At 71.6% G+C, this 12,538-nt stretch carries 12 protein-coding genes and 1 pseudogene; 5 read left to right on the forward strand and 8 right to left on the reverse strand.

Going from position 1 to position 12,538, the window contains the following annotated elements; translation table 11 throughout:
- On the reverse strand, positions 1–1,313 hold a 1,313-nt coding region (locus tag ACFWEE_RS32200; protein ID WP_386894723.1), incomplete at its 3' end, for an aldehyde dehydrogenase.
- A 296-nt stretch (positions 1,314–1,609) separates the two neighbouring features.
- Between ACFWEE_RS32200 and ACFWEE_RS32205 the strand changes: the two genes are divergently transcribed.
- Positions 1,610–2,263 carry a TetR family transcriptional regulator gene (locus ACFWEE_RS32205; protein ID WP_386894725.1) on the forward strand — a complete coding sequence of 218 codons (654 nt, stop codon included), beginning with the start codon at positions 1,610–1,612 and terminating at the stop codon, positions 2,261–2,263.
- A 1,335-nt stretch (positions 2,264–3,598) separates the two neighbouring features.
- Here ACFWEE_RS32205 and ACFWEE_RS32210 read toward each other — a convergent pair.
- Together ACFWEE_RS32210 and ACFWEE_RS32215 are read right to left on the reverse strand one after the other, a co-directional pair.
- Positions 3,599–3,898, reverse strand: coding sequence for a hypothetical protein (locus ACFWEE_RS32210; protein ID WP_386894727.1), 300 nt, complete (start codon positions 3,896–3,898; stop codon positions 3,599–3,601).
- 147 nt (positions 3,899–4,045) lie between these two features.
- Positions 4,046–4,357: a hypothetical protein gene (locus ACFWEE_RS32215; RefSeq protein ID WP_386894729.1), complete on the reverse strand. Its 312-nt coding sequence runs from the start codon at positions 4,355–4,357 to the stop codon at positions 4,046–4,048.
- Positions 4,358–4,639: 282 nt separating this feature from the next.
- Between ACFWEE_RS32215 and ACFWEE_RS32220 the strand changes: the two genes are divergently transcribed.
- Positions 4,640–5,680: an SGNH/GDSL hydrolase family protein gene (locus ACFWEE_RS32220; protein ID WP_386894731.1), complete on the forward strand. Its 1,041-nt coding sequence runs from the start codon at positions 4,640–4,642 to the stop codon at positions 5,678–5,680.
- A 64-nt stretch (positions 5,681–5,744) separates the two neighbouring features.
- A complete protein-coding gene (locus ACFWEE_RS32225; protein WP_386894733.1) occupies positions 5,745–6,146 on the forward strand; it encodes a hypothetical protein in 402 nt (133 codons plus the stop codon).
- A 343-nt stretch (positions 6,147–6,489) separates the two neighbouring features.
- On the opposite strand, the gene ACFWEE_RS32230 is transcribed toward ACFWEE_RS32225, so the two are convergent.
- Complete coding sequence (locus ACFWEE_RS32230; RefSeq protein ID WP_386894735.1) at positions 6,490–6,876, reverse strand: hypothetical protein; 387 nt, start codon at positions 6,874–6,876, stop codon at positions 6,490–6,492.
- A 710-nt stretch (positions 6,877–7,586) separates the two neighbouring features.
- Between ACFWEE_RS32230 and ACFWEE_RS32235 the strand changes: the two genes are divergently transcribed.
- Positions 7,587–7,910 carry a hypothetical protein gene (locus ACFWEE_RS32235; protein WP_386894737.1) on the forward strand — a complete coding sequence of 108 codons (324 nt, stop codon included), beginning with the start codon at positions 7,587–7,589 and terminating at the stop codon, positions 7,908–7,910.
- 576 nt (positions 7,911–8,486) lie between these two features.
- On the opposite strand, the pseudogene ACFWEE_RS32240 reads toward ACFWEE_RS32235, so the two are convergent.
- Positions 8,487–9,047: pseudogene (locus ACFWEE_RS32240) on the reverse strand (DEAD/DEAH box helicase family protein); the annotation flags it as partial.
- 846 nt (positions 9,048–9,893) lie between these two features.
- On the reverse strand, positions 9,894–10,139 hold the full coding sequence (locus ACFWEE_RS32245; RefSeq protein WP_386894739.1) for a hypothetical protein: 246 nt from the start codon (positions 10,137–10,139) through the stop codon (positions 9,894–9,896).
- A 946-nt stretch (positions 10,140–11,085) separates the two neighbouring features.
- On the opposite strand from ACFWEE_RS32245, the gene ACFWEE_RS32250 reads away from it, so the two are divergent.
- A complete protein-coding gene (locus tag ACFWEE_RS32250) occupies positions 11,086–11,280 on the forward strand; it encodes a hypothetical protein (protein ID WP_386894741.1) in 195 nt (64 codons plus the stop codon).
- Positions 11,281–11,464: 184 nt separating this feature from the next.
- Here ACFWEE_RS32250 and ACFWEE_RS32255 read toward each other — a convergent pair whose 3' ends face one another.
- Positions 11,465–11,743 (reverse strand): hypothetical protein, encoded by a 279-nt coding sequence (locus tag ACFWEE_RS32255; RefSeq protein ID WP_386894743.1) that lies wholly within the window; start codon positions 11,741–11,743, stop codon positions 11,465–11,467.
- A 580-nt stretch (positions 11,744–12,323) separates the two neighbouring features.
- The coding region (locus ACFWEE_RS32260) for a hypothetical protein (RefSeq protein ID WP_386894745.1) at positions 12,324–12,538 on the reverse strand (215 nt) is incomplete at its 5' end.

Raw genomic sequence — 12,538 nt, forward strand, 5'->3', positions numbered from 1 at the left:
GTGCCGGTGCGGATGCGGCGGGCGACGGCGAGGGCGTGGGCCTCGTCGGAGGACCAGACGCCGCCGGAGAGGCCGTACTCGGAGTCGTTGGCGATGCGCACGGCGTCGTCCTCGTCGTCGTAGGGGATGACGACCAGGACGGGGCCGAAGATCTCCTCCTGCGCGATGCGCATGGAGTTGTCGACGTCGGCGAAGACGGTGGGCGTCACGTAGTTGCCCTTCTCCAGGCCCTGGGGTATCTGCGGGCCGCCGGTGACCAGACGAGCGCCCTCCTCGATGCCGAGCCGGATGTAGGAGCGCACGCGCTGCTGCTGGTCGGGGCGGACCATCGGGCCGATGAAGGTGTCCGGAGCGCTGGGGTCGCCCACCGTGAGCGACTCGACCAGTTCCTTCAGCCCGGCCACGACCTCCTCGTAGCGGCTTCGCGGGGCGAGGACACGGGTGAGGGCGATGCATGCCTCTCCGTTGTTCAGCAGCGAGGCGAACCGCAGGTCCTGGACGGCCTTGTCGATGTCGGCGTCCGGCAGGATGACGGCAGCCGACTTGCCGCCCAGTTCCAGACTGACGCGCTTGAGCTGCCGGCCCGCGATCGAGGCGATGGCGCGGCCGGCGCCGGTCGAGCCGGTGAAGGCGATCTTGTCGACGTCCGGGTGGGAGACGAGGTATTCGCTGGTCTCCCGGTCGGCCGGCAGGACACTGATCACGCCCTCGGGCAGGCCTGCGAGTTCCAGCAGTTCGGCGAGGTAGCCCATGCTCAGCGAGTTCTCCGGAGAGACCTTGAGGACGACCGTGTTGCCGGTGAGCAGGGCCGGGATGATCTTTCCGTACGCGGAGGACGTGGGGGCGTTCCAGGGGATCACCGCCGCGACGACGCCGACAGGCTCACGCCGGGTGACCGTGCGAACCGGGGAGGAGGGATCGGAGGGTGCAAGCGCCGTTTCCCAGTCGAATTCTTCGGCGGCCTTCAGATAGCCGTTGAACTGGGGGGTGAGGCTGGCCTGGAGTGCGTTGGTGAACCAGGAGGCCGAGCCGTTCTCGGCGGTGATGAGGGCGGCGAGTTCATCGTTGTGGGTGGCGCGCAGTTCGTCGAAGCGGCGGAGCAGGGCGATTCGTTCGGCGGGCGCGGTGCGAGGCCAGGGGCCGTTGTCGAAGGCGTTGCGGGCCGCGGCGACGGCGCGGTCGATGTCGGCGGGCTGGGCCTGGGCGGCGCGGCCGACGACGGATTGGTCGTGGGGGGAGTTGATGTCGAGCAAGTCGGTCTTGCTCGGCTCGGCCCAGGTTCCGCCGATGAAGAGCCGGTCGTATGTGCGCATGTGCTGTTCCTGTTCTGCGGGCTGTCGGGTGAGTGATGTCCGTCCGCCCTCGTGGCTGGCGGAGGGAGCGCGTGTGGCGCGAGCCGGTGTCGGTGGTGCGGATCGGAGGGTGTGACTGGTGCGTGATCCACATCTAATACAACACCGTTGCGTTAATAAGTCAACAGCGGTTCGTAAGGACTGCGGGAGGTGGCCGCCAGGGCACCCGGCCACCCGGACCGGGGAAGAAGGTCACGTGCGACCGCTCGCACTCACTTAAGAGAACGGCGTATCGCTAAGTGTTCTATGCTGGGCCCATGAGCGAGGTCGTCCAGCGCGCCCGGAGCGCCGAAGCCAAACAGGCCCGTGAGTCGATGATCCTGAGCGCCGCCCGCGCTCTCGCCGTGCAGCGTGGGGTACGGGGCGTCAGCCTCACCGACATCGCCGCGACCATCGGCATGCACAAGTCGGCCCTGCTGCGCTACTTCGAGACCCGGGAGCAGATCTTCCTGAGACTGTCGGCGGTGGAGTGGCGGGAATGGACCGACGAGGTCTGTTCGGCAACCGCGGACGCCGAACACGGCACACCCGCACAAACTGCCCAGATTCTCGCAGCCACGCTGGCCGCCCGTCCCCTGTTCTGCGATCTGCTGGCCCACACCCCTCTGAACCTCGAACGGAACGTCTCCGTGGACTCGGTCAGGGCGTTCAAGACGGCCACGCTCCAGCAGGTCGACCTGCTCGCCGGCGAACTGCACCGCACCCTCGGACTCACGCGGCAACAGGCCCTCGACACGGTTGCCACGGCGACCGGCATGGCGGGCGCACTGTGGCACATGGCCACGCCCGGTGACGCGGTGCGCACACTCTACGCGTGCGAACTCCAGGGGGCCGTCGTCGAGTTGGAACCCCAGCTCACAAGGATTCTGGAAGCTCTACTGACCGGTTCCGGCGCACACCCCACCACCTGACCAAACCGCGCGCGAAGCGCCCCCCCTCGCCCGCCGGCGCACGGCCCGTAACGGTTCGTACCGGCGCCACGGCTGGCGTACCGGCCTTCGGGAACAGTCTCCAGCAGGCCCGCAGGGATGCTGGATTGCTGGACCGACGGCGTCGGCGAGCGGCCGGGGCGGGTGCGAAGGACAAGCTGGTCTTCATCGACCGGCTGCTGGCCCTCTCGTGAATCTCAGACACGGCGTCACCCACGACGTGCCGGCCTGCTGGATCCAGATGGGCCGGTCGACCATCACCCGTGCGGTCGGCGAGATCCGGCCCCTGCTCGCCGACCGGGGCTGTCGTGTCGAGGGCGGTCTGCGACTTCGCACGTTGGCCGATGTCATCGCCGATCTCGGCGCCAGCGGCCAGACCGAGTTGATGGACGCCACCGAGATCCCAGACCGTCGCACGGGCGCACACCGTGGTGGACGCAGCCGCTTCATCTCGGGCAAGAGTCGCATCAACGCCATGAAGGCTGAACTGCTGGAGGCCATGGTCCCCTTCGCCGGGTACGCCGCCGGGATCTCCCAGACCCTCTACAAAGCCCTCTACCGACTCCAGTCCGCGACCCGCCACGACCCGCCCGACCCCCCAGGCCCTGGACCACACCCTGACCCGCCTCGCGTCCATGAACCCCGCCCGCCTCAAGATCCCCGCCACCCCCGACGGACACCGCCTGCGCGCCGCACTCCACCGCCTCCACGACCAGCACGCACACCCGTAACACCAGGGCGCGCGCCGCCCGCCGCCCGTCCCGCACCGTCGGCGCGGTCCCCGCCGCGCACCGCTCTCCGGCCGCCGTCCCGGGTCTGCCCGCCCTCCGAGGCAGTCGGCGCCGGGCCCGCCCTCTCGCGGGCGAGCCCGCACGAGCGTGGACACCGGCGCCCAGCACGCCCGCCGAACAGCATCGTGTCAAGCGGCGCCCCGCCTCTGACCTGCGGTGGTGACGCACGCGGTGTGTCCGGGCGGCTGCTCCTGGCCGCGTTGGCCACGGGCGACAACAACCATCGGTGGTCCTGCGGCAGGGCTGACGCGTGCTGCGGGCGGAACCCGTCGAGCTGGCGGTCGCCCGCACCGTGATCCCCGTTCTCCCGCCCGGCAGCCGGCAGGAGGGACCGACCGCCCCGGCCCGCGCCCCGCACGGTTGGCGAAGTTCTGGTCAAGGGGATGTTGTCAGGGCCTGGTGTGACTGTGGACTCCTTTCCCCGGTCGGCGTTCAGGACCGGGGAAAGGCATGATCCGACTGCTGCTGACCCGTCGCCACTGCATGTGCGATCGCTGCGTGGCTGTGGCAACCGGTCTCGGCGGGGTCAGCCCATGGCGATGAAGTGGAACGCGCGGTCCGCCCGGGCGCCGTTCGAGTTGCTCGTGAGGACCGTCACCTTCTCGGTGGTGGCGTCGCTGACGTGCGCATCGTCCAGCCCGCTCCAGACCTCGCCGTCCAAGTTGGCGACGACCGAAGGCTTCTCGAGAAAGTCGTTGTTGAAGGTGATGAGGTACTTGCCGGTGCCGACCTTCGTCGCCTTGAAGCCGTGGCCGGCGATCCGGGTGCCGTCTTCCGCGACGGTCCCACGGACGATCTGGAGATTCTCGTAGGCATCGATGGCCATGTGCATGCTCCGCTCTCAGGGGGATTTTCCCTCCGGGGCATGTCCAGGGTCTGCTGGGCCCATACTCCGACCAAGCGAAAGGCACCCGCACGGATGGAGCCCCCTCCCCGCAGTTGACCTCCCGCCACACGGCCGGCCCGTCGGCCTTCAGCTTCCCCGACGCATTGGCGGTGCGGACGATCCGCCGCCGCCCGGCCCGCCGTGCACGGCCCGACGAGTGCCCGGCCCGTACGCCCGCAGCAGCTCTTCCAGACGAGCCCGGTGCTCCACCGAGAACGCCTCCAGGTGCTCGACGTATCCGTCGCGTTCCTCGGGGCGCACCGCGTGCAGCGCGACGTTCGGGAACTCGCCGTCCGGCCAGTGACGTTCGCCGGGCGCGGCCACGGCCCAGGGGAAGCGTTCCGTGGCCGCCAGGACGTCCTGCGCGAACGCGTCCACGTCGCACTGCTCGGTACTCATGCCGCCACTCCAGTCCGAGGTCGGCGAGCTTGTCGTCGGTGAGCTTGCCCCGCCGGCTCTGGTCTGCCGCCGACGCCACCTGGGACATCGGCCAGAGTTCCCCATCCACGCCGTCCAGGTCGTCATGCGGCAACATGAATGATCTGATCATTTAGCTCGATCGTGGGTGATCGGCCCAGTTCGCGGAACGGCTGATTCCGCAGCATGGATGATCTTGGGCGTTGCCTTCGCCCCGGGGCCACCTGCCGCCCCGGGGCGTCTCCTGCCGACTCTGGAGCATCCATGCGAAACCCTGTCTCCCGCCCGCGCTTGCGCGCCCTGACCGTGGGACTCGCGCTGGCCGCGTCCGCCCTCCTTCCCTCCGGTTCGGCCGGTGCGGCCGACCAGTACGAATGGGCCGCGCTGGGCGACTCGTACACCGCCGGTGTCTTCGTGGGCGACCCGCTGCCCGCGCTGGGCGACGCGTCCCGTGACGGCTGCGACCGCACCAGCGGCGCCTACCCCAGCCTGGTCCAAACGGAGCTGGACGAGTTCCCGCCGGGTAAGCCCGTCCACCTGGCCAATGTCAGCTGCGGCGCAGCCGTCATCACGGACATCGCGACCACCAAGCAGAAGCCGGTCAGCCCGGTCCAGCAGCCCGAGGCCGGCTGGCCGGCGGTGGACACCCAGATCAAGCGGGCCGGTCTGAACGACCAGACCGACGTCGTCACCATCGGCGTCGGCGGCAACAGCCTGCCCTTCGGCGGCATGCTCCTCAAGTGCCTCGAAGAGGGCGCCCAGGTCACCGGCTCCTGCCGCGAGCACTACACCAACCCCCCGGAGGGCGAGGAGAGCATCGAGGACAAGCTCGCCCGCGTCCAGGACGAGTACATCCAGATGCTGGCCGAGGTGCACACGGCCGCGCCCAACGCCAAGGTGGTCACCGTCGGCTACCCGGCTGTCCTGCCGGAAGACGGCAGCGCCTGCAATCGCCTCGCCCTGACCGAACTCAGCCTCATCAAGCACGCCGACATCGACTGGCTCCGCGACCACGTGCTGAAGCAACTGAACAGCACGATCCAGCGCGTCTCCAGCTTCTTCGGCGACCAGTACGTCGACATCTACTCCTCCAGCGTCGGCCACGACGCCTGCCAGCCCGCCGACGAGAAGTGGGTCGAGGGCCTCTGCGGCGACGCCGGGACCTACTGGCCCGCCGCGATCGGCAAGCTGAACTGCGGCATCGTCGGCAAGCGCGCCACCCTGGTCCACCCCAACGCGGCGGGCCACCAGAACGTCGCGAACCACGTCGAGCGAGCCATCCGCATCGCCCTCCTCGAACGCTGACCTGACACCGACACCGGAGCCCCAGGAGCGCGGAAGCGCGGCCCGGGGCTCTGCCGTCTCTCCGGTGGCTGAGGGCTGCGCAAGAGCCGGCCCTGGCCGCGGTGCCTGCCTGTTCGTCAGCGCCCGCCCCTGGCTCCTGCTGGCCCTGCGCATGAAGACCGTCGTCGAGGGCCCGGACGGCGAGCGGGGCCTGCGGGCGCGCCTGGCAGGGCTCAAGGACGTGCTCGGCCGCCCGGGCCCGCCGGCCCAGCTCGTCGAGCGCCTGGTCGCCGCGACCCTCCACACCCTGACCGCCCCGCTCGGCACCCCGGTCCCCGACCGATCCCGCGTCTCCCCGGCCGCCGCCCGCGCCCGCTCCACCACCGCCACCACCGCACCCGGCCCCGGCCCCGGGGCCGCGGAGCCCGCCGTCCCCGCCCACCGCCGCCCCACCGCCCCCGCCCGCCGCCCGTCCCGCAGCCGGTAACCCGCACCCCCGCCCCGCACCCCGCACCCCGGGCCCCGCACCCCGCACCCCGGGCCCTGGGCCCCGCGCCCCGGGCCCGCGTGCTGGGCCCGCGCCCCGCACCCCGGGCCCGCGCCCCGCACCCCGGGCCCGCACCCCGGGCCCTGGGCCCGCGTGCTGGGCCCGCGCCCTGGGACCCTGGGACCGCGTGGCGGGCCCGCGCCCTTACGACTGGCACGCGCAGCCGTAACACCGGGCGCACCCGGACGCCGACCGCCCCCGTGCCACCGGTGCCCCGTCCGGGCGGCGGGGACACGGCGGGCGGGCTGGTGGCCGGTCGGGCCCGGGCCGGTGCCCGTCCGCCTCAGCGCCGCGAGCGGCGGCCGCCGCCCACCGCGCGCACCTGTTCCCAGCCGATCTCGGGGTGGGCGGGAACAACGACGACGACGGTGCCGACGTCGGCGGTGGTGTGGAGCGCGACGTCGACGGCTCCGGCCCGGCTGGTACCGAAGCGGACCTCGACCAACCGCGGGGAGCGGAGCCGGCCGAGCCGCACGATCCAGTCGAACTCCGCCCTGCCCAACCGGAGCCGGGCGACACCCTGCTCGGGCCCGAGCAGGGTGTCGGCGGCGACCAGGTCCGCGAAGTCCTCGCGGCGCCAGACCTCGGCGACCTGACCGGGGTGGTGCAGCGTCCCGTCCGGGGGCGCGCCCGGGCCGGCGAGCAGCCCGCGGTCGACGAACCGCCGCACACGCGGTCACGTGCGCCTTCTCGCCGTACGCGGCCGCGTACGGCGTGCCGAGCGCGTCAGCAGTTCGCCCGTAAGGTCGCCATACAGCGGTCGTGGACATTCGTCAGCGATCACTCTGGTGCGTGATGAGGGAGAAAGCTACAATCACCGTCATATGACGGTTACGCCCGCAGGAAGGCCACCAGCCCGATCCGGGCGGTGGCCTTCGGTGTAGCTGGGGCCAGCCGAACGCGCGGCGGGTTTCGAGCCGTAGCCGAATCAGGCGTTCTGGTCCCTGCGTACCGATCAGAGCGCATCCCAGTCGCCCCGGGCCCCAGGTCCGGGGCATTGCTGTTTGGCCGTCAGATCGCCATGCGGCGAACCGGGTTCTGCGGTGTTTCACCCCTGGATCCTCACCCCCGGGCCGTCAACTGCCGGACTCGGCGGGGCGCAGGCCAGGGGCGGTCCCGATCGTGACCACCGCCCCACAACTAAGCGGAGAGCACCGCGGCTCGGACAGGTCGCCCCCCCCGACTGCACCCAACGGGCTTGCGGGGCTTACCCCGTCGCGCCGCAAAGTGCTGCCCGTCGCCCCGGGAGTCCACTGCGCGACGCACGCACCCGGCCCGTACTCCACTCCCCGCCGCACCACCCCGGGCGGCAGGCCGTGCCCGCCGCCCGGCACTCGGCACCTTCACCGACGTACGTCTCACCAACGAGAGGAACCCGCCATGTCCACCGCTCCCCAGACCCCGCAGCAGCCCGTCGACCCGGCCGCTCCCGTCCCGCTCCCCGCCCCGCCGGCCCCGGCCCCGGCGTCGGCCCCTGCGCCCGATCCGGCGCCCGCTCCGGCCGCCGCCATGCTCCCGCCGAGGGCCGTCGAGGCTGCCCTTGCTGGCCTCGCCATCGTGCTCGGCGGGATGGCGAGCTTGTTCGCCGGGTTCGTCGTCATGGTCCGCCCCGGTGCCGCGGGCCCAATCAACACGGCGATCGGCGTGGGCGGCTTCATGCTCACCGCGGCCGCCCTGGTCATCGCCTGCCGCAAGCGGCCGTGACCCGGTTGGCTCGGGACGCGACCAGGGCGCCGCCGATGCCCCACCGCGCCGTTGCGGCCGGGCCGGTGAGCCAGAGCCGGAGCGGCCGACGGTCGGCGGTGAGGGCCCGGACCAGGCGCCCGGCCGCGTGTTCCGGGGGCGATCCCGGCCCGGCCCGCGGGTCCGCCGACGCAGTACACGCCAGCCCGGCACTCCCCGGCCGCCCGGGCCCAGCTCGCCGAGCGCCCGGCCGCCCGTGCCCGCTCCACCACCACCGCCGCCGCCCCGGGCACCGGGCCCGCACCCCGCGCCGTCCGGCGAAGTCCCCGCCGCGCCCACCCTCCGGCCACCAACCGGGTCTGCCCACCCGCCGGGGCCGTCGGCCCGGGCCGGCCGTCTCGCGGACGAGCGCGGACGAGCGCGGACTCCGGCGCCCAGCACGCCAGCCGAACCGGGAAGACGCCGCGTCAGCGGCCCGCTGACACGGCGATGTCCGCGTCGCGTTGCCCCCGGGGCCGCGCGGCGAGCGAGCGCGCTACGGCCTCTCGACGCTCAGGCGTACGGCGTCGCGTTCGGCGAGCAGATCCACCACGGCCACCATGGCCGCGACGGCGGCCTCGGTGTACCGTGCGCCTCGTCCACGACCGCGAGGTCGAAGCCGTCCAGCCGCTGCCCGTCCAGCCGTTCCCCGCCCACGAGCGCAGCCTCCAGCGGCCCGCGCACCTTCCCGGTCGGATCGGTGGCGTCCTCGCGGTCGACGAGCGAGGCGTACGTGGCGAGCACGACGACCGGCCCGTGGCCGGCCCACAGGGCGAGCTGGATCGGGTTCGTGGTCGTACGCACCCCGAGCCGCTCCAGGACTTCGTCGTTCTCCAGCGAGCACACCGCGACCATCGGCGCCCGGTGGCCCACCATAAGCCACGCCTCAGCGGTCTGCGCGAGGAGGTCCAGCGTCGGCACGGTGACGAGGATCCGGCCGCCCGGGAAGCACTCCAGCGCGGACGCGGCGACCATAATCCTCTTCCCCGACCCGGTCGCGGACACGATTGTGCCCCGCACCCCCTGCGGGGGCACGAATGATCTTGCAGGGAATCCCACCCATTTACGGAAACTCGCTTTCTGGGTGAGCTGATGTTCCTTGAGCGGAATAGCGGAAATTTATTTCCCTTCGGCCGGTTGAATTCTCGCAGCTTTTCAGGCGGGCTGATGCGGAGCCGGTGTCGGCGTCGTAAGTGGCCCGTTGGCTTGGCCGAGCGCCTCCAGCGCCCGGCGCCGCACCGGGTATGCGGGTGCGTGCAAGGCAGCACGGTTTCCCGTACATACGCCGCCAGCCGGTCCAGCTCCGCCCGCTCCGTCTGCCGCGCGTACGCGAGATGTACGGCGAGTCACCGGCCGCCCGCCCGCCGCGCTGCGCCCAGTCGCGGTCCGTGTTGAGCAAGGCCTCGGCGGCGGCGCTCACACCGCCGTCCCAGCAGGCAACGGACCGCGCCCACCGGGATCACCGGACCTCCCCCCACGCGCGCCGGGCCGGGGCCGGTACGGCCCGAGGGGGCTCTCCTGACCGCCGACCAGGTTGCCGCGCTCACCCCGGAGCAGCGGGCCCGGCTCGACCGGTCGGGATAGCCCGGACCGAACCAGGGCATTCTGATCCCCTGAACGCCCTCCTGAGCGTTCGTCAGTCGCCCCAGACCTCCCCAGGTCCGGGGCGTGGCTGTGGGGCTGTCAGATCGCCGTACAGGGCGCCACGCTCGCCGTGCCGGGCTGTACGGCTGTGAGGTGAGCCCCGGATTTCGCCTGATGGGCGGGTTTCGGCTGTGAGGCTGTGAGCTGTGAGGTTCGGGTATTTGTGCTGGTGGGGACCGGCAGCCGGTCCGGCGGCCACCGGCTGGCGCGACCCGTGTACCGGCGCGCGATCGAGGCGGCTGCCGGTCACCAACCGGTGCCCTGCCGGTCCTGATGCCGGTCCGGATCCCCGGCGGCCGGCGGCGGGTGCCGGGCGGTGTTTCAGTCCGGTACGGGGGCGCTGTCGCGCTGCCGGAGATCTCGTGCCGCCAGGACCGCGCCCCTGGCCTCGCTGAGGATTGCCCAGAGCCCGAAGGGGACAGCGAGCCACCGCCACGCAGTGTGGAAGTTCGTGGTCACGCTGATCACCCATACGGCCTGGAACGCGCAGAGCCCGAGGTTGCCCAGCAGACGTAGCACCGGATGCGGTTTCCGGCCGAACGCTTGCTCGAACATGGTCTTCCCCATGGCCCCACCCCTCGTTCGGCCCGGGACCGCCCCGGACGACGACAGGCACACCATAGGGTCGGGCCGCCGTCCCGCGTCCGCGGGTCAGGGGCCGGAGGTGCGCTGTTTACCGTCACCGGCCACCGGTTCGGGAAGCACCACCAGGAGCAGCGGCCCGACCCCGCGCCGGCAGGCCCCTCGCCTCGGACCAGTCCTGCGTCTGCCCGGCCGGTGCGACCCGGAGCGCGACCAGAGGCGCCACCTGCCGGTGGTGCCCCGGCGGCGTCCTCGACCTGGAGGCCGCCCCGCTCCGCGCCCGGCCCGGCCGGGCCGGCGGGAGGACGGAGCACCATCCGGTGCGCCATCGGTTGCACCACCTGCTGCACCACCTGCTGCACCACCGGGTGCGATACCTGTTGCACCAGCCCGGCCTACTCACCACGCCCCACCGCAGACCAGGCACCGGATCGGGCGTGGTGAGCGGCCCGGACTTCCCCTCGTTCCCCGGGCCTGCCGCTGGTGGTGGGCGGGGCGGGGCGGGGCGGGGCGGGTGACGGGGAGTCGGGGAAGGCGCACGGCGCTGCGCTGGCCTCTCTCGCGACCCGTCGCGGAGCGCGCCGGGCCGGGGCCGGTACGCCCCAGAGGGCTCTCCTGGGAAGTAGTCGGCGTTCGCCGGAGCCCGGAAAACGCCCGCTGACCTGGCATCGGCCCGACCGGAGGACGCACGCCCGATGCGACCGAGGACGCGACCCGGGGCACGACTCAAGGCGGGACCTCCGGTGACCCGGCGGCCGGCCCGCTCCGGCCAGCTTCCATGGGTCCTGCCATGCGTGCTGCCCTGCGGACTGTTGCCATGCGTGGTGACCTGCGCGAACCTACCCCGAACACCCGCTCCTCACCTGGGCATGGCAGGACCCGTGGTAACAGCGGCGCGCATCCCCGGACTTCGACGGGCGTTGAACGTGTCATGACCTCTGCTCCCGACCGTTCAGACACCCGCGATCAGCAGATCGCCGAACTGCGCACCGCTCTTCAGCGGACGGTCCAGTGGCTCTCGTTCTCCGCCGGCCGAGCCGCGTCCGACGACCCGGCGCACGCGGAGACCGTGATGGCCGTCGTGGCGGACCTCGACGCCACCCTCGCCCGGACCGTTCCCCGGTAGCGAAGAACCCCCGTGGCCCAGAGGCCGCGCAGGGTCCGCGGCCCGCCGAACCCCGGCCTCGTCCGCGGGCCTGCGGGCGAGCGTCGGCCCGCAGTACACGCCCAGCACCACCCCGTACGCGAGCGTCACCGTGGGCCACACCCCCAGCAGTTCCCGGCCGATCAGCACCCCGCCGATCCCAGACTCACCGCCAGTCAGGCGGGATGTTGGCGAGCTGCTTCAGCAGATCCCAGTCGGCCGGCCGCAGTTTCGGCTCGAACCACTGGGCGCCGTTGGCAACCCAGTAGCCACGCAGCTCACGAACCTGTGACACGTTGTCATCACCGATGCCGGACTCGTTGTAGCAGCACGGGCAGATGACGTACTGAGGGACGCCGTACGCGTCGAATACCGGCTCGCCGTCGTCATGCCCGCAGATCCGGCAGGCGGTCTCGGTCTTGTCTTCTCTGTTTTCTATGCTCATCGTGGCGGCAGTCTATCGGTCACTGCCGGAGTACCTATCCTTGGATCTATCATGGACACTGTGGTGACGCCCGAAAGCCCGAAATAAGTGCCCGCCCCGAAGTGTTTCCCTGTGGCCGCCGTTGATGAATTAGTTCGTGTTTCTACCCGCACATCAAAAGGCGCTCAAGATGGGTTCCGGTAATGGTTCAGATTCCCAATCGCTACACGGCTCATCAAACTGATGCATCGGGAGTGGTGGGCTGTCAGGGGGTGTGGCCCGGTTTCGCTAAAGGCACATGCTGCTTCACCTGATGCAGTGGGGGAGCGGGGCGAGCCAGAGTTCATCCCGACGTCCGGTCTGAAGTGCCCTCACCCTCGTTCTCCGGGCCCGCTGCCCGGGGCCTGGCCCCCGCCCGCGTTCTCCTGGCGGGCCGTCACCGGAGTGGCCCCGCCCCCTGGGGTGACGGGCCAGAACCCCAAGCCCTACACAGGACCGCGCGTGATGCACTCTCCCCGCCCGTAGCCAGCCCGGCGGAGCCGGAGGGCGGGAGCGCAGCGGACGCCCGGGTGCGGAGCGCAGCGGAGGAGCCCTCACTCAATTACCGCGCAGCGGTAATTGAAATTCCCGCTTGCGGGAATTTCACATAAACCGCGCAGCGGTTTATCAAAAGGCGCGCAGCGCCTTTCAGAATGCGCGCAGCGCCTTTCAGAATGCGCGCAGCGCATTCCCGCTCTATGCAGCGCGCCAGCGCTGCATTACCCCTTGCTTCGAGCGCACTCGAAGGCGTTGGGTGGGGAGTCATGAAGTACACGC

This window comes from Streptomyces sp. NPDC060184, assembly GCF_042728795.1.
Lineage (GTDB): Bacteria > Actinomycetota > Actinomycetes > Streptomycetales > Streptomycetaceae > Streptomyces.

Coding starts and splice junctions, on each gene's coding strand:
- ACFWEE_RS32255 (WP_386894743.1), bottom strand. CDS start 11,743: ATGAGCATAGAAAACAGAGAAGACAAGACCGAGACCGCCTGCCGGATC.
- ACFWEE_RS32205 (WP_386894725.1), top strand. CDS start 1,610: ATGAGCGAGGTCGTCCAGCGCGCCCGGAGCGCCGAAGCCAAACAGGCC.
- ACFWEE_RS32250 (WP_386894741.1), top strand. CDS start 11,086: ATGACCTCTGCTCCCGACCGTTCAGACACCCGCGATCAGCAGATCGCC.
- ACFWEE_RS32235 (WP_386894737.1), top strand. CDS start 7,587: ATGTCCACCGCTCCCCAGACCCCGCAGCAGCCCGTCGACCCGGCCGCT.
- ACFWEE_RS32215 (WP_386894729.1), bottom strand. CDS start 4,357: ATGAGTACCGAGCAGTGCGACGTGGACGCGTTCGCGCAGGACGTCCTG.
- ACFWEE_RS32210 (WP_386894727.1), bottom strand. CDS start 3,898: ATGGCCATCGATGCCTACGAGAATCTCCAGATCGTCCGTGGGACCGTC.
- ACFWEE_RS32220 (WP_386894731.1), top strand. CDS start 4,640: ATGCGAAACCCTGTCTCCCGCCCGCGCTTGCGCGCCCTGACCGTGGGA.
- ACFWEE_RS32245 (WP_386894739.1), bottom strand. CDS start 10,139: ATGGGGAAGACCATGTTCGAGCAAGCGTTCGGCCGGAAACCGCATCCG.